This window comes from Roseburia sp. CLA-AA-H209 (genome assembly GCF_020687575.1).
Classification (GTDB): domain Bacteria; phylum Bacillota; class Clostridia; order Lachnospirales; family Lachnospiraceae; genus Roseburia_C; species Roseburia_C amylophila.
Genome location: NZ_JAJEQU010000005.1, coordinates 135,065 through 151,949 on the forward strand (window position 1 = coordinate 135,065; position 16,885 = coordinate 151,949).

15 protein-coding genes are annotated in these 16,885 nt (G+C 42.3%); 1 reads left to right on the forward strand and 14 read right to left on the reverse strand.

Annotated elements, in window-relative coordinates:
- Window positions 1-4 precede the first annotated feature (4 nt).
- The 11 genes from LKD41_RS06640 to LKD41_RS06690 form a co-directional block, all read right to left on the reverse strand.
- A complete protein-coding gene (locus LKD41_RS06640; protein ID WP_173727954.1) occupies window positions 5-1,405 on the reverse strand; it encodes a zinc-ribbon domain-containing protein in 1,401 nt (466 codons plus the stop codon).
- 253 nt (window positions 1,406-1,658) lie between these two features.
- Window positions 1,659-3,587, reverse strand: coding sequence for a lysine--tRNA ligase (lysS, locus tag LKD41_RS06645; RefSeq protein ID WP_227700746.1), 1,929 nt, complete (start codon window positions 3,585-3,587; stop codon window positions 1,659-1,661).
- A gap of 18 nt (window positions 3,588-3,605) precedes the next feature.
- A complete protein-coding gene (gene greA, locus LKD41_RS06650) occupies window positions 3,606-4,085 on the reverse strand; it encodes a transcription elongation factor GreA (protein WP_022242894.1) in 480 nt (159 codons plus the stop codon).
- 29 nt (window positions 4,086-4,114) lie between these two features.
- The gene (locus LKD41_RS06655) at window positions 4,115-4,744 is read right to left on the reverse strand and encodes a hypothetical protein (RefSeq protein ID WP_227700747.1); all 630 of its coding nucleotides are present in this window, start codon (window positions 4,742-4,744) and stop codon (window positions 4,115-4,117) included.
- Window positions 4,741-5,715, reverse strand: a complete 975-nt coding sequence (dusB, locus tag LKD41_RS06660) for a tRNA dihydrouridine synthase DusB (protein WP_118088023.1) — start codon at window positions 5,713-5,715, stop codon at window positions 4,741-4,743. Before dusB ends, LKD41_RS06655 begins: the two co-directional genes overlap by 4 nt.
- Window positions 5,712-6,482 (reverse strand): type III pantothenate kinase, encoded by a 771-nt coding sequence (locus tag LKD41_RS06665; RefSeq protein ID WP_118088022.1) that lies wholly within the window; start codon window positions 6,480-6,482, stop codon window positions 5,712-5,714. Before LKD41_RS06665 ends, dusB begins: the two co-directional genes overlap by 4 nt.
- Before the next feature lies 1 nt (window position 6,483).
- Window positions 6,484-6,831: a DUF6145 family protein gene (locus LKD41_RS06670; protein ID WP_022242890.1), complete on the reverse strand. Its 348-nt coding sequence runs from the start codon at window positions 6,829-6,831 to the stop codon at window positions 6,484-6,486.
- A 93-nt stretch (window positions 6,832-6,924) separates the two neighbouring features.
- The gene (locus tag LKD41_RS06675) at window positions 6,925-7,902 is read right to left on the reverse strand and encodes a biotin--[acetyl-CoA-carboxylase] ligase (RefSeq protein ID WP_118088021.1); all 978 of its coding nucleotides are present in this window, start codon (window positions 7,900-7,902) and stop codon (window positions 6,925-6,927) included.
- Between the two features lie 6 nt (window positions 7,903-7,908).
- Window positions 7,909-8,898, reverse strand: coding sequence for an ornithine carbamoyltransferase (gene argF / locus LKD41_RS06680; protein ID WP_022242888.1), 990 nt, complete (start codon window positions 8,896-8,898; stop codon window positions 7,909-7,911).
- Between the two features lie 100 nt (window positions 8,899-8,998).
- The gene (locus LKD41_RS06685) at window positions 8,999-9,925 is read right to left on the reverse strand and encodes an SPFH domain-containing protein (protein ID WP_022242887.1); all 927 of its coding nucleotides are present in this window, start codon (window positions 9,923-9,925) and stop codon (window positions 8,999-9,001) included.
- Between the two features lie 132 nt (window positions 9,926-10,057).
- Window positions 10,058-11,239, reverse strand: coding sequence for a cell wall hydrolase (locus LKD41_RS06690; protein WP_022242886.1), 1,182 nt, complete (start codon window positions 11,237-11,239; stop codon window positions 10,058-10,060).
- Between the two features lie 250 nt (window positions 11,240-11,489).
- On the opposite strand from LKD41_RS06690, the gene LKD41_RS06695 reads away from it, so the two are divergent.
- Window positions 11,490-13,274 (forward strand): methyl-accepting chemotaxis protein, encoded by a 1,785-nt coding sequence (locus tag LKD41_RS06695; RefSeq protein WP_227700748.1) that lies wholly within the window; start codon window positions 11,490-11,492, stop codon window positions 13,272-13,274.
- Between the two features lie 243 nt (window positions 13,275-13,517).
- On the opposite strand, the gene LKD41_RS06700 is transcribed toward LKD41_RS06695, so the two are convergent.
- From LKD41_RS06700 to LKD41_RS06710, 3 genes are all read right to left on the reverse strand, one after another.
- Window positions 13,518-14,864 (reverse strand): glucose-6-phosphate isomerase, encoded by a 1,347-nt coding sequence (locus LKD41_RS06700; RefSeq protein ID WP_022242884.1) that lies wholly within the window; start codon window positions 14,862-14,864, stop codon window positions 13,518-13,520.
- A gap of 93 nt (window positions 14,865-14,957) precedes the next feature.
- Window positions 14,958-15,257 (reverse strand): hypothetical protein, encoded by a 300-nt coding sequence (locus LKD41_RS06705; protein WP_227700749.1) that lies wholly within the window; start codon window positions 15,255-15,257, stop codon window positions 14,958-14,960.
- 119 nt (window positions 15,258-15,376) lie between these two features.
- Complete coding sequence (locus tag LKD41_RS06710) at window positions 15,377-16,780, reverse strand: hypothetical protein (RefSeq protein ID WP_227700750.1); 1,404 nt, start codon at window positions 16,778-16,780, stop codon at window positions 15,377-15,379.
- Window positions 16,781-16,885 lie beyond the last annotated feature (105 nt).

A 16,885-nucleotide genomic window follows, 5' to 3' on the forward strand; every position in this document is an offset into this window, starting at 1 on the left:
TCCTTTATTTTATCTGTCCTTTTCTCCATTCAAAAAACCTCTGCCGGATAAACACTGTATCCTCATCTTCATTCGAGGTTATGAAAATATGTAAGCTGCGAAACGCTTTTTTGATTTTCATAGCGAAGTCTATTTCGCTGTTTCCTAATGTATATGGGATTTTAATCAGTTTGATCTCCCGCTTCCGGCACAGATATGCTTTCAAGGTTTCTACATTCTCTGTCCGACTAACCGTTTCAATCGCTGCTTTTTCTTCAGGTAAATATATTTCAAGAGGTATGCCGATAATCTTATCCGTATCCATCTGTACCTTTATGTGCTTCTTCGCTGCATAATACATAACCGCCAGCTTTGGAAAAACCGTCAGATAGTCTTTTTCACACACCTTACAGCCTTTTCCCTCAATCGCTCTTTCTGAAATTTTTGCCTTCCACGAGTGTCCGAGCGAACACTTCCACCATACACTCTGCATTGAATTCCTTGATATTTTGTTTGGGAAAATATCTTTGTTCCTCTCGTAATCCCATTCCGAAAGAAGATGTGTATCCGTCGTTGCTAAATCATTATACCCTGTCATAACCGCCCGATCTGCACAGACAGGACATACCGTTCCTTTTACACGAGCATATACGACTGACTGCCATTCATACCCGCACTCTCTGCACTTCCACCAGACATTTCTGCGGGACTTTTCGTTTATCATATCAGGAGTAAGAGGCAGATTCCTATCCGACCATTCCTGTGCAAGCTGAGGGTGTGTCGTAGCGAAATCATTAAATCCTTTCAGCAGAAGTTGACCGCTGCAATAAGGACACCCGCTTCCGCCTGAACGAGTGGAAATGAGCGTGTTCCATTCGTGACCTTTGCTGCACCGCCACCATACCTTCCGATTTGCAAAGACCGTAACCATATCAGGCTTTAGTGGGTAATTTCTCTCAGACCACTCAGAAGCGATTTGAGGGCGCTGTGAGGCAAGGTCATTAAATCCTACTAAGATTTTATTATGGGAGCAATACGGACAGCCTGTACCGTTTAACGCCCTGCTCTTAACCGTTGCTGTCCATTCGTGACCATATTTATCCTGCCAAATCACTTTTTTATGAGAGCCTGTCGTTACCATTGTCGGTTTCAGCGGATCATTCTTACTCGACCATTCATCAGCCAGCTCCGGCTTCAGCGTTGCCAGATCATTGATACCCTCTATCACTCTTGCGCCTGAGCAGATTGGGCAGTTTTCGCCGTTTGAACGAGCTTTAACACTTGTCTGCCATTCGTGACCGCAAGCGCCTTTCCACCAAACGACTTTGTTTGAGCCGTATGTAATCTTATCCGGAGTAAGCGGCAGGTTTTTATCCGACCATTCCGCAATAAGTTCAGGGTGTACCTCTGATAAAATATTGCTCATACTTAATCCTCTCCTTCCTCTGCGATTAGCTTCATTATATTGGGAAAGCGTGGATTGGTATAGTTTGCGATAATGGGTAGTAAAACTATGAGAAAATACAGAAGCCCCTGAGAAGCTATAACTTCTCAGGGGCTGTGTGAAACTAAAAATTATGCGATTTTTTTGTTGCTGCACCGATTTTAGCACCGATTGGTGTAAAATTGGTGTATTTGTGTAAAATCCGAGGTTTTCGGAAAATGAAGTACATCTCGTTTTAGTAGAGCTTTGCGCCCGCCGGAATATGGTCATCTACCATTAGAAGATGGAGCTTTTCTTCGCCTTCTTCGTGGTGTACCGCACTAATCAGCATACCGCAGGAATCAATGCCCATCATCGGTCTTGGCGGAAGATTGGTAATAGCGATACAGGTCTTACCAACCAGTTCTTCCGGCTCGTAATAGGCGTGAATACCGCTTAAAATCGTGCGTTCCGTGCCTGTTCCGTCGTCCAGCGTAAATTTGAGCAGCTTCTTGGACTTCGGTACGGCTTCGCAGGCAAGCACCTTGACTGCCCGGAAATCGGACTTGGAGAAAGTCTCAAAATCTACGAAATCCTTGAACAAAGGCTCGATCTCCACTTTGGAGAAATCTATCTTTTCCGGCTCGGCTTTTGGGGATTCAATCGGCTGAGAGTTTACACCAATTTCGTCCTTTACACCATTCAAGGGTTTCATTGTCGGGAACAGCAATACGTCACGGATTGCCGGTGAATCTGTCAACAGCATAACCAGGCGGTCGATTCCATATCCGATTCCACCGGTAGGTGGCATACCGATTTCCAGTGCGTTCAAGAAATCTTCGTCGGTATGGTTTGCTTCCTCATCACCGGCTTCGAATGCGGCATCCTGTGCTGCGAAACGCTCACGCTGGTCAATCGGGTCATTTAACTCGGAATATGCATTACACATTTCCCATGTATTGATAAATAATTCAAAACGTTCTACCTTGGTTGGGTCAGACGGTTTCTTCTTGGTAAGCGGAGAAATTGCTACCGGATGATCCATGATAAAGGTCGGCTGAATCAGTTCTTTTTCACAGAATTCTTCGAAGAAGAGGTTGATGATATCACCCTTGGTATGACGCTCTTCGAATTCAATGTGATGTTCTCTTGCCAGCGCCTTTGCAGCTTCATCATCTGCTACGGTATCAAAATCGATGCCGGCATATTTCTTGATGGCATCGTTCATGGTCAGACGCTCAAAAGGCTTTCCAAGGTCGATTTCAATGCCATTGTAAGTAATCTTTGTAGTGCCGCATACTTTTTCTGCAAGATAACGGAACATGCTCTCGGTAAGTTCCATCATGCCTTCATAATCGGTGTATGCCTGGTATAACTCCATCAATGTAAATTCCGGATTATGGCGGGTATCAACACCTTCGTTACGGAATACCCGTCCGATTTCGTAAACACGCTCCAAGCCACCAACAATCAGTCTCTTTAAGTATAACTCAAGAGAAATACGGAGTTTTACATCTTCATTTAATGCATTGTAATGTGTTTCAAACGGTCTTGCGGCTGCTCCACCTGCATTGGAAACCAGCATAGGAGTCTCAACTTCCATGAAGTCACGTCCAGCTAAGAAATTACGGATTTCCTTGATAATCTGGGAACGTTTGATGAAAGTCTGCTTGGATTCCTGATTCATGATAAGGTCTACATAACGCTGACGATATCTGGTATCGGTATCAGTAAGTCCGTGGAACTTCTCCGGTAAAATCTGTAAGCTCTTGGATAATAAAGTTACCTCAGATGCATGGATAGAGATTTCTCCGGTCTTGGTCTTAAATACCTTTCCTTTGATTCCTAAAATATCTCCGATATCATATTTCTTGAAATCTTTATAAGAATCTTCTCCGATTTCGTCTCTTGCGACATATGCCTGGATGCTTCCCTTTAAATCCTGTACATTACAGAAAGAAGCTTTTCCCATCACACGTTTGAACATCATACGACCTGCGATAGATACCTCTTTTCCCTCAAAAGCATCAAAGTCGTCTTTGATATCTGTGCTGTGGTTTGTTACATCATATTTGGTTATCTGGAACGGATCTTTTCCATTTTCCTGAAGTTCTTTTAACTTATCACGGCGCACCTTGATTAACTGGTTAATATCCTGTTCCTGTACGTTCTTCTGTTCCGCCATCTTTGTTCTCCTAATCTATTAGTTTGATCTGTGGATTCCTAATACTTTATATTTTAAGTTACCCATCTGGGTCTCAACTTCTACTACGTCACCAACGCCGGCACCGATTAATGCTTTACCAACCGGAGACTCGTTGGAAATCTTTCCCTTTAAGCTGTTTGCCTCTGTAGAACCAACAATTTTATATTCCAGTTCCTCATCGAATTCCATATCAAGGATTTTTACCTGACATCCGATGTTAATCTTGTCTAAATCAACTTCTTCTTCTACTACGACTTCTGCATTCTTTAAGATTTTCTCGATCTGTTCGATTCTTGCTTCGATATCACGCTGCTCATCTTTTGCTGCATCATACTCAGCGTTCTCAGATAAGTCTCCCTGCTCTCTTGCTTCTTTAATCTTCTGTGCAACTTCTTTTCTTCTGACCACTTTCAGATTCTGTAACTCGTCTTCCAGTTTCTGTAAACCCTGATAGGTCAAAATGTTTTTCTTATCCATGCTTATTAGCCCTTCCTTTTATAGATTTTCTATTCTGCATAAAATTCTCGCTCTAATCGATCTGAAACCGCTTCACAGCCTGTAAAACCGGTTCCCTTAACAATCATAATATTATACCCAATAGGTACTTCAATGTCAAGATTTGCCCGCTGATACCAGTTCCTTTTATAAATGGAAATATAGATACTTTTTTCCGATAGAAATTCTTCCCGGATTCTTCCCTCAGCTTCAAAATCCAGTATCAGTCTGCCCTCTTCCGGACCGGTTCCCTTTTGAACTGCATTTTCCTCTTTTCCAATCACTTCTACAATCAGTCCCATCTCTTCATAAAGATAATCCATTTCCTTCCGGTGACATTCCGGCTGGCCGGTGCAAAGCGTATATGCATTAAGTCCCGGATAAAGCTGTCGGAGCATATACTGTTCTTCCTCCTGTCTTAGATATGCGCCATCTTCCGCATCAATGACAAATAGCCGCATGTCCCGGTAGGAAATGCCTTTCTGCTCTAATACTGCTTCGATTATTTTCCGAAAAAATGCATTGCAGGGAAAATAAATTTCTTTTTCAATCAGGTCATCCTGATGGCTATTCCTGTTTTCTGATTGCAGATTGCTTTTATTCCTGCGTAAAAGACTTTTTAATTTTTTCCACCATTTCATGCTTCATTATATGATGCAAAGGTTTCTAATAATTCCTCCAGCTGTTCGTAAGTCTCCACTTCATTGAGCAGGCTTCGAAGCCTGGATGCATGCTTGTAGCCGCCGGTGTACCAGGCTGCGTGCTTACGCATTTCCCGCATTCCGGTAAATTCGCCCTTAAAGGCAATCTGCATCTTTGCATGACGCAGCACCATATCCACCATTTCTTTGGCGGATGGCTTCGGCAGTTCTTCCCCCGTTTCTAAGAAATGGTTAATCTGTGCAAATATCCATGGATTTCCCTGTGCTCCCCTTGCTATCATCAGCCCGTCACAGCCGGTTTCCTGCTGCATCCGATATGCATCCTGCGGTGTAAAAATATCACCGTTTCCGATGACCGGAATCTTTACTGCTTCTTTCACTTTCCGGATAATCTCCCAGTCCGCTTTGCCGGAATAATACTGTTCCCTGGTCCGTCCATGCACCGCAATGGCAGCTGCCCCGGACTCTTCCGCAATATGTGCCATCTCTACTGCATTGACATGGGCTTCATCAAAGCCCTTTCTGATTTTTACCGTCAGAGGCTTCTTTATGGCTTTCGCTGTCTTTTCGATGATTTCACCTGCCAGAATCGGATTTTTCATCAGTGCAGAGCCGTCACCATTATTGACTACCTTTGGCACCGGACATCCCATATTGATGTCAAGAATATCAAACGGTCGATGTTCGATACGCTTTGCCATCTCGCTCATAATTTCCGGGTCGGAGCCAAAAAGCTGCAGGGAAACCGGATGTTCCCGCTCATCAATGGCAAGCAGGCTCTCGGTGTTCTTATTATTATAATAAATGCCTTTAGCACTGACCATTTCCATGCAGATAAGTCCTGCTCCCTGCTCTTTGCAAAGTACACGAAATGGCAGGTCTGTTACCCCTGCCATTGGTGCTAATATCAAATTATTATCAAGTGTTACATTTCCTATTGTCAGTTTCATCGTTTCTGTTTTGCGTAAATAAGACGCATTCCTTCTAATGTCAGTGTCGGATTGTAGTACTGAATATATTTTGTCTCATTTGCGATGATTTTACCCAGTCCGCCGGTTGCAACTACTTTTACATCCTTAAGTCCGGATTCTTTTATCATATTTTTTACGATATATTCTGTCTGTCCAATCTGTCCGAATATCAGTCCTGCCTGCATACTGCTGATAGTTTCTCTTGCAAGGATGGTAGACGGTTTCTTAATCTCGATTTCCGGAAGCTTCGCCGCATCTTCCCAGAGTGCCTTTGCAGAAATGCGGATTCCCGGTGAAGTTACTCCTGCGAAGAAATCTCCATTTCCATTGATGAAGTCATAGGTGGTTGCTGTACCATAGTCAATTACTACAACCGGTCCGCCATAAAGCTCATATGCACCTACAGCGTCTACAATACGGTCTGCGCCAATCTGTGCCGGATTCTCGGATGTGATACGGATTCCTGTCTTCACGCCCGGCTCCACCACCATTGGCTGAATCCCAAAATATTTAATCATTCCACTGCAGAGGGAGTGCATCACATTTGGTACTACCGATGAAATGATGGCATCTTTGATTTCATTATGGGAAATCTCGTTATGCTCTAACAAATCAATGATTGTAATACCGTATTCATCAGAAGTTCTCTGCATTTTTGTTGTCATACGAAATGTTGTAACTAATTTTTCCTTATCAAACACCCCGATGGTAATGTTGGTATTTCCTACGTCAATTGCCAGTAACATATTAGTCCTCCTTATCCTCTGTGAATTCTTCTCCCAGGAAAAATACACGGTAATACATTTCAAGCGATTCAAAGAGCTCTGTCTTTTCCCGCTGCATCTGTTTGATTTTTAACACACTGCCGATTTCATCATAAAAGAAATCTCCATCCTCACATTCCGTCCGGAAATTAAGATTTCCCTCTTTGTCAAATATAAGCTGCAGTGTTCCTCCGATATCCTCTGTATACAGTACACAAAGAATATTCAAATCCTCTTTGATTCCCTCCGGAAGTCCGTTAAACAACGGATTCAGATAGAATTTCTTGGTATAAGCGCTGGAACCGCATAAAACGATTTCTTCCTGCTCCATATATTCATACTCCTTTTTTTATTTATGCCTTTTTTATATCTGGTAAATGTGGCTTTTCCTGTCTATCCTATAAACATCTATCTCTATGCATATCTATACATATCCATAAATCCCGCGGACAGATACTTCCCCGGAAGACACCAGTTTTCTTGCTTCCCAGGTATCCACGATTAATTCGCCCCGGTCGGTAATGCCCTGTGCCACTCCATCAAATGGCTCTTTCGGGTCTAACACTCTTACCTTCTGCCCTTTATTGGCAAGGCTTGCATCGTATTCCTTCCGCAGATCCCGTAAATCCTGATATGCCATAAACCGGTCATAATAATGCTCGAATTCTTCCCAGACAGCTTCTATTAATGCTGCACGGTTTACCCGTTTTCCACTTTGTAACAGAAGTGAGGTGGCATTCTGCGCAATTTCTTCCGGGAAACTTTCATTATTCACATTGATACCAATGCCTACCACAATATGGTTTACATAATCCATCTGTGCACTCATTTCCGTCAGGATTCCTACTACCTTCTTACCATTGATGACAATATCATTTGGCCACTTTATCTTTGCTTCCATACCGGTGCAGCGGGTAATGCCCTTTGCCACCGCCATAGCTGCCACCAGTGTCAGCATGGATGCATTGGAAGGATTCAGCTCCGGTTTTAAAATCAGTGTCATAAAGATTCCGGTTCCCGGCAGGGAACTCCAGCCTCTTCCACGTCTTCCTTTTCCGGCATCCTGCTGGTCTGCCACCACAAGGGTTCCATGCTCTGCACCCTCTTCTGCAAGACGGCTGGCTCTTACATTAGTAGAATCTGTTTCATCATAATAATAGATTTTTTTCCCAATCCAATCTGTTTTACGGATACTGCTCAATTCATTTTCGCTTAAGATATCCGGTGTGCCTACAATCCGGTAGCCCCGGTTCTGCACCGCTTCAATTTCATAGCCATCCTTTTTCAACTGATTGATTGCCTTCCACACTGCGGTTCTTGATACACCAAAGCGTTCACAAAGCTCCTGTCCGGAAACATAACCTTCCGCTTCCCGCAGTGCTGCAAGTATTTTTGCTTTCATAGGTTCCTATTCTCCTAAAGTTGCAAGCATAACTGCCTTAATCGTATGCATACGATTCTCTGCTTCATCAAATACGATGGATTTCTCACTTTCGAATACTTCATCGGTTACTTCCAGTTCGGAGTATCCGAATTTCTCATAGACATCCTGTCCAATCCTGGTCTTAAGGTCATGGAATGCCGGGAGACAATGCATAAACAATGCCTGCTCTCCTGCATTATCCATCAGCTTCTTATTTACCTGATATGGCATCAGGTCTGTAATACGCTCTTTCCATACCTCTTCCGGCTCACCCATGGATACCCACACATCAGTATAGACAATATCTGCACCCCTGGTTCCTTCCATGGCATCCTCTGTTAAGGTAATGGTTCCGCCTGTGCGGGATGCCACATCTTCACAATATGTAACCAGCTTTGGATCCGGGAAATACTTCTTATTAGTACAAGCCACAAAATGCATTCCCAGTTTTGCACAGGTTACCATCAGGGAATTTCCCATATTATAACGGGCATCTCCCATATATGCCAGCTTTACGCCCTTTAATCTGCCAAGATGCTCGCGGATGGTTAACATATCTGCTAACATCTGGGTCGGATGAAATTCATTGGTCAGTCCGTTCCATACCGGAACGCCTGCATATTTTGCCAGTTCTTCTACGATATCCTGTCCATAGCCACGATATTCGATTCCGTCAAACATACGTCCCAAAACTCTTGCAGTATCCGGAATGCTCTCTTTCTTTCCAATCTGGGAGCCTGACGGGTCAAGGTAAGTTACGTGCATGCCAAGGTCATGGGCTGCCACTTCAAATGAGCAGCGGGTTCTGGTACTGGTTTTTTCAAAAATCAGGGCAATGTTTTTGCCAATCAGGCTGTCATGCAGAATACCCTGTTTCTTCTTTGCTTTCAGGTCTGCTGCCAAATCTATCATATAGAGGATTTCTTCTGGTTCAAAATCCATCAATTTTAAGAAATTACGTCCTTTTAAATTCATTGCTTTTTCCTCTTTTCTTCTTACTCTTTGATACAAAACGGGCTGTCCTACATAGATGTGGCAGCCCGATTTCATTTTAGGTTTATGGTTTCCTTTTTAATTATTTATCTCCGGCAACCTCTGTAATTGATTTTACCAGTCCTGCAACGCCCTGTATCTCAGATGGAATGATAATCTTTGTTGCCTTTCCGTCCGCAGCCTTTGCAAAAGCTTCCAGGCTCTTAAGCTGTAATACAGCATCGTCCGGTGCTGCTTCTTTCAAGAAACGAAGTCCGTCTGCATTTGCCTGCTGAATCTTTAAGATTGCTTCTGCCTGACCTTCTGCTTCTTTTACGGTTGCTTCCTTCTGTGCCTCTGCACGTAAAATTGCGGCAGTCTTCTCTGCCTCTGCATCTAAGATTGCTGATTCTTTCTTACCTTCTGCTACAAGAATCGTAGATTTCTTCTCACCTTCTGCACGAAGAATTGCTTCACGTCTTTCACGCTCTGCCTTCATCTGTTTCTCCATAGCATCCTGAATTGCCTTTGGTGGGATGATATTCTTTAACTCTACACGGTTTACCTTGATTCCCCATGGGTCTGTTGCCACATCCAGGGAAGCTCTCATCTTGGTATTGATGGTCTCTCTTGAAGTAAGGGTCTCATCTAATTCCAGATCACCGATGATATTACGAAGTGTGGTTGCTGTCAGATTTTCGATTGCCATAATCGGATTTTCAACACCGTAAGCAAATAACTTCGGGTCTGTAATCTGGAAATATACAACGGTGTCAATCTGCATGGTTACATTATCTTTGGTAATTACCGGCTGTGGTGGGAAATCAACCACCTGCTCTTTTAAAAGAACTCTCTTTGCGATACGGTCAATAAACGGTGCTTTAAAATGAAGACCTACGCCCCAGGTTGCAAGATATCCGCCCAGACGCTCTACAACAACTGCATTTGCCTGCGGTACAATCTTGATACAGGATACAATAATTACCAGTACTAGTATTACTAAAATGATAAGTGCTATTAATCCTTCCATTTTTACCCTCCAAAACTTATATTTTGAATAACTATTCACATATTACTATACTTTTTCCAAGATTACAACAGGGTGCCAAAAACTTCTTTTGACACCCTGACTTTATACTCTCTTATATTTTCTTACATTTTCCTAGAAAAATACATGGTTTCCGATGACTACTCCTGCCTGACCGGAACTTGCGCGGCGGAAGCTTAATGCACCACCGGTATTATCTACACCGGATAATGCTTCCTGTGCTGCCTGTAAACAGCTTCCACTGACACCGCTTGAAATAACAGATGCAACTTTTCCGTTTCCTGCCGGTGTAAACTGACCGCTCTGGTAAATTACATCATAAAGGCTGGATGGATATGCACCACTTCTCAGACGGTTCATAACAACTGCTCCGACTGCCAGCTGGCCTTCATAACACTCACTGCCTGCTTCGCACTGGATTAATGCAGCAAGAAGTGTTACTTCATCACAGTTTGCTGCTACAGATGCATTCTGTGTTACCATGGTTGTTGTAGTCTGTGCAGCTTTCTTTGCTGCCTCTTCTGCAGCCTTCTCTTCCAATGCAGCTCTTTCTTCTTCCATGGAAACTGCTGATGCTACATTTAAGGATACGGTTACATAATCTGCAGATACAAATGCAGTGGAATTCTTTAAGCTGACTGCGACCCATCCTTCCGGAGATTCTGTCTGTGTATCAACTACAAGCTTATCTCCTTCTGATGCTGCCTTGATAACAGATGCATCCGGATTTGCTTCACTGCGGACACGAAGACCACCGGTGGTTACGGTTGCTACGGTGTCACATACGGTCTGTGCATAAGCATATGCTTCCTGACCTGCCACACAATATTCGCTCTTTACATATCCGTCTACAGAACCGGATGTAATATGATACCAGCCATCTAATGTCTCTACGATATCAGCTGCTGCACCTTTATATAATTTTCCAATTACTTCAGACTCTCCATCTGCGGAGCTTCTTATATATAAGAAATCATCCACATCTGCCATAAGCTTACTGTTCCATGCCTGCTGCTCCTCACTGAGCTGAGGCTCCTCTTCCTGTGCTTCTGCAACAACCACTACATCTGCACGTTCAATGGATGCCTGCTCGGTTGCCGCGTCTCCCAATGATGCCAATTCTTCTATAATGCCGGCGGAGCCATCTGCCTGTACATCTGCCACAGCTTTTGTTTCCTGCTGCGGTTCTGGTACATTTTCTACTGATGCTGTCTGCATAACTGCTGTGACTGCGGTTACAACGGTAAGCATCACTGCTATAATTGTGCTCTCAATCACTCTTTTTCTTAAATTCATTTTGACCTCCATAACATATACCCTGTTTTTCTTTTTTAAGGATTATTAACAAGTATATGTCATTTTATTCATTTTTATTACATTTATTACAAATTTGTTACATCATGGATTATAACAAAGTAATTTTTATTTGTCAAGTTTCTGTACTTTTTATCCAATTCATGGTATAATTTCCTAATAATAATTACGCAAAATCACAAGAAAAGATTTCGTCTTTTTTCGTAATGGTTATCAAGGAGGATGTATTTTTATGAAGGAACGTAAGCAAAAAGATTCTGCTTTGAAGCAGAATCCAGTAAAGGCTCCAAAGCCTGCAAAAGCACAGAAAGTGCCTAAGGAAAAGAAGGAGAAAAAGGCCGGACTTCACTCCATGCGCTTTAATGTTGTACAGTTAGTTCTGCTGAGTATTATCATCAGTGTTGCTTCTCTTCTGATTATGATTATACCGGTTGCGGATAATGCAATTTCCACTTTGGCAGAAAGCTATATGCGTGATGTCTGTGATACCTGCGGTTTAAATGTTGATGCCGCCCTGAACCGGAGCGGTAACGTTATTTTAAATCAGGCATATCTAGAAACTCTGGTCGGTGATGTCCATATCAATGATCTGGATTCCAGTTACGCCTATGTGGTTGGTTCAGATGGAACCATGATTTACCATCCGGATGAAAGTAAAGTCGGACAACCTGTAGAAAATGCCGCAATTAAACAGGTGGTAGCTGATTTAGAAGCAGGTAAAGAACAGCAGAAGGGTATGGCAATCTATGAATTCAGAGGTGCTGAAAAATATGCGGCTTACTATGTTACTTCCAATAAAGCAGCTATTTTGGTCATTACTGCTGACCGTGGAGATATTTTAAGTGCTAAGGATGCAATTTATGCCCGCGCCGGTGGTGCCGCTATTATTATCTTTATTGTACTGGGAATCATTTCTTTCCTTATTGCAAGTAAAATGACCCGTCCGATTGTAGAGATTACCAATGTTATCAAACGTTTCTCTTCCCTGAACTTTGCAGAAAGCCCGACTACTATCCGCATCAGCAAACGTAAGGATGAAACCGGGCAGATGGCAAGAGCTATCGGAGATTTACGTGAAAAGTTAGTTACAATTGTTTCACAGATTAAGTCCCAGAGTGAACTGCTTTACAATGCATCTACTGAACTGGATACCAATGCATCCCACACAACATCAACCGTAGGAAATGTTGAAACCGCAGTAAATGAAATTGCTACCGGAGCTACCAACCAGGCTTCCGAAACCCAGAAAGCTACCGATGATATCGTTAATATGGGTAACATGATTGAACATACCAACAGTCAGGTTGAAAATCTTACAAGCACTGCTAACCTGATGCGTGAATCCAGCGAGGAAGCTGCTGCCACCCTGAAAGAACTGGACAACATCAACCAGCAGGCAATTGCTTCTATTGATGTTATTTATGAACAGACCAATATAACTAATATCTCTGCCCTGAAGATTAAAGAGGCTACAACTTTGATTTCTTCCATCGCAGAAGAAACAAACCTGCTTTCCTTAAATGCTTCTATCGAAGCTGCCCGTGCCGGTGAGGCAGGACGTGGATTTGCCGTTGTTGCATCGCAGATTCAGAAACTGGCTGACCAGTCCAATGAATCTGCAAACCAGATTGACCAGATTATCCATGCTTTGATTGAAGATTCTGAAAAAGCAGTTAAGACCATGGATGAGGTTAAAACTATTATGAACCTGCAGAGCGAAAACGTGCATAAGACCGGTCAGGTATTCGAACAGGTTCGTGATGGAATCAGTTCTTCTATCAGTGGCGTAGGCGAGATTGCTACCAAAACAACACAGCTTGATAAAGCCCGTGGAGATGTTGTGGATGTCGTACAGAATCTTACCGCAATTGCCCAGCAGAATGCAGCAAGTACCGAAGAAACTTCCGCTTCCGTTATGGAAGTCAGCAATGTTATGCAGGAAATCATGGAAAATGCAAATCGTCTGAAAGAGATTGCTTCCATCCTGGAAGAAAATATGAATTCATTTACTTTATAATATGCATAAGAATGTGCCTTGGCACATTCTCGTGCCTGCGGCGGTCGCTTGCGACATCTACCTTATACGCCGCAGTGCACATCCTCGCAGAGCGTTTTTTGCTTTACTGGAAAGCAATTTTCTGTAAAGCAAAGAAAGAACTCCACCCGACTGGATATTCCAATCGGATGGAGTTCTTTTTTGCTGTAATGCAAGGACTGATTCAAATTTAAATGATTTTATCTTACCCTGCTTCAGCAGTTTTTATAAACGTTTCATTAATGCTTCTCTTGCTTCTTCATAACCTGGTTTTCCAAGTAATGCGAACATGTTCTTCTTGTAGCTTTCTACACCTGGCTGGTTAAATGGATTTACTCCAAGCAGGTATCCGCTGACACCACATGCAAACTCGAAGAAGTAGAATAATTCTCCTAAGTAGAATTCGTTCTGCTCTGGAATCTTTACCATGAAGTTTGGAACCTGACCATCGGTATGTGCAAGAATGGTTCCGTTCATTGCACTCTTATTTACAAAGTCCATATCTTTTCCAGCAAGATAATTTAATCCGTCTAAGTCAACCGGTTCTTCCTGAATTGTGATATTGTGCTTCGGAGTCTCAACGTTCATAACAGTCTCAAACATAATTCTGGAACCATCCTGAATGAACTGTCCCATAGAATGTAAGTCTGTTGTTAAATCTACAGATGCCGGGAAGATACCCTTCTGGTCTTTTCCTTCACTCTCTCCGAATAACTGTTTCCACCATTCAGATACATAATGAAGACTTGGCTCGTAGTTGCAAAGAATTTCTACTGCTTTGCCTTTTCTTAATAAAATGTTACGAACTGCTGCATACTGTAATGCATCGTTCTCTGCGAAATCCTGCTCTAAAGCAAGTTTTCTTCCTTCTGCAGCTCCATCCATTAATTTCTGGATATCTGCACCACTTACTGCGATTGGAAGAAGTCCTACAGCGGTAAGTACAGAGAAGCGGCCTCCGACATCATCCGGTACTACAAATGTCTCATATCCTTCTTCATCTGCAAGATGTTTTAATGCTCCCTTTGCTTTATCTGTGGTTGCATAAATTCTCTTTGCAGCTTCTTCTTTACCATATTTCTTCTCTAACTTCTCTTTGAAGATACGGAACGCGATTGCAGGCTCAGTTGTTGTTCCTGATTTAGAAATAATATTTACGGAGAAATCACGGTCTCCTACTACATCAAGCAGTCCCTGTAAGTAGCTTCCGCTGATGCTGTTTCCTGCATAATAAATCTCAGGAGTCTTACGAACATCCTTAGATACATTATTATAGAATCCATGTCTTAAGAATTCGATTGCGGCTCTTGCACCAAGGTAAGAACCACCGATTCCGATTACTACTAACACTTCAGAATCAGACTGAATCTTAGCTGCTGCTTTCTGAATTCTTGCGAACTCTTCCTTATCATAATCTACCGGAAGATCCAGCCAGCCCAAGAAATCATTTCCGGCTCCGTTTTTATCCAATAACTCTTTTTTTGCATTGTCTACAAGTTTGCTCATATAGCCAACTTCTTCTTCACTGATGAAGGAAGCTGCCTTTGAGTAATCAAATGTTACTTTACTCATTTCAAATTCACTCCTTTGTTTTTTCTATACACAATTCCCTAATTATGAATAAAATTTCATTAGAGTTTATTTTATCAAACCTATATGCATTTATCAAGGAAAAATTTCCTTCAAAACAGCATTAAATACCGCTTCTTCCTGCTGTTTTCTCTTCTTTTCAATAGAATCCCGCATCAGTTCTTCCTGTCTCGATACCAATGGTTCTTCTTTCCCACTGTCTTCTGTTAATATGACATTCAGATAATCTTCTACTTTTCCCTGTATCATTTGTAATCTGCGGTCTGTCCGGTTCACTTTAACCAGAACCTGCAGAATTATTATCATTTGTAAGAGCATTCCTGCCAGAATTATGTAATTTGCATATTCATACACCAAATTCACGAAAGCTCCCATTCTTATAACCTCTTTTCCTTTTTCTTTCTATTATAAAAAGGAACATTCCATTTGAAAAGAGGACAACGCCGTGTTTTCGCCGCATCTTTTTCCATTTTTCCCTTTGTTTCTGCGGTCTTCTACAAAAGTTGCTGATATTCTTCCCCATCCAACATATAGCCGGAAAGGCAGCAGCCATATTCTTCATTTACGCTGATAATCCGGTTATAGGACCCCGCCAGCAGAATATCTTTTAGTATCTTCGTATCCATTCGCTCATTGATATTTCCAATCCAATAACGGATACCTTCTCCTTCAAATTTCCACGGAAATTCCGGATTCCATTTTGACACATCTTCATTGCCGGGAATCGATACAATCCGTACCGTCTTTCCATAGCCCCGATAACGTTTTAAAATCTCTTCCATATTTTTGTGCATATCAATATTTCCCAAAAACAGTACGCCCATTCGAAGGGTTCTGCTCTCCCTGGTAAACTGGTTCCGGAGCATTCCATAATCATTTCGCTGGATACATTTTAACATGCATACCGTTCTGCCGGCATCCAGATACGGAGAACAATGATTTTCCCTGCCAAAAGACTGTTCATACATGGCACCATTGATTTTACTTCCGCTTTCTTTTACCTGACCCGGACCTGCATACATAATAACTGCTGCATATGCTTCCAAACCGTAAGTCTTCTTATATGCCTCTAATAACCGTTGCATGCCCGCCTGATACTGTGTATTTTCCGGATGACGAAGCGCCCTGTCATAGCCTTCTTTCGTATAATATCTTCTGGTAAACTGATATAGTTCCATTACATCCATTCCATATGCAGAAAAATAAAATACCCACTTATTTTCAATGATGCATCCGGCCTTGACCACCGGAATGTATTCCCGTTCCATAATCTTTATCGTTTCTAAATCCTCTGCATCTGCCAGTTCGAAATAATTTCCTTTTCTGGCATTCTGCACTGCGTCCAGGGAACAGGGCGGACAATTTCCATATAATAAATAGACATTTTCCACCCCCATATTCTTTAATGCATGGTAAGGATGCCGAATGAGGCAGGAAAATTCTAATCGTTTTTCCGGTGACATTTCCGGCTCCAATATCCATTGTTCCGGTAATGCCTTCTCTTCCATATCCTGTTCCTCCGATATCCACTGCTCCACCAGCATCCGGTGAATCGGTGCTACATAAGGCATAATCACCGTCTGAATCGTCGTATTTTGCAATAGTGCATACAATATGCCAAGACAGTCCCTCGTATATTCTCCTACTACCACAAGATCTATCGGTGCACCGGCCAGTCTTCTGATGGTTCTTTTGTCCAAGATACCGATGCCTGTTATATCATTTGTTCTGCTGCTGTCTTTGCTGCTTACACCGTCGTTTATGTTACTGTTCGTAGGATTTCCGGATAAGTATACATAATTCACACTGCAGTCATTCTCCTCGTTATAGATACTGCCTGCCTGAATCATTCCATTTTCCACATTTTCAAATAAGTACCGATAATATAATGCTTTCATTTTCACATACCCCCCCCGCTTTATTTTTTGGTATTTTTACGATTGTATAAGGTTTTAAATTGAGTTGACTTTTTTTACCAAGAGTATAATATATTATTCAGCAAA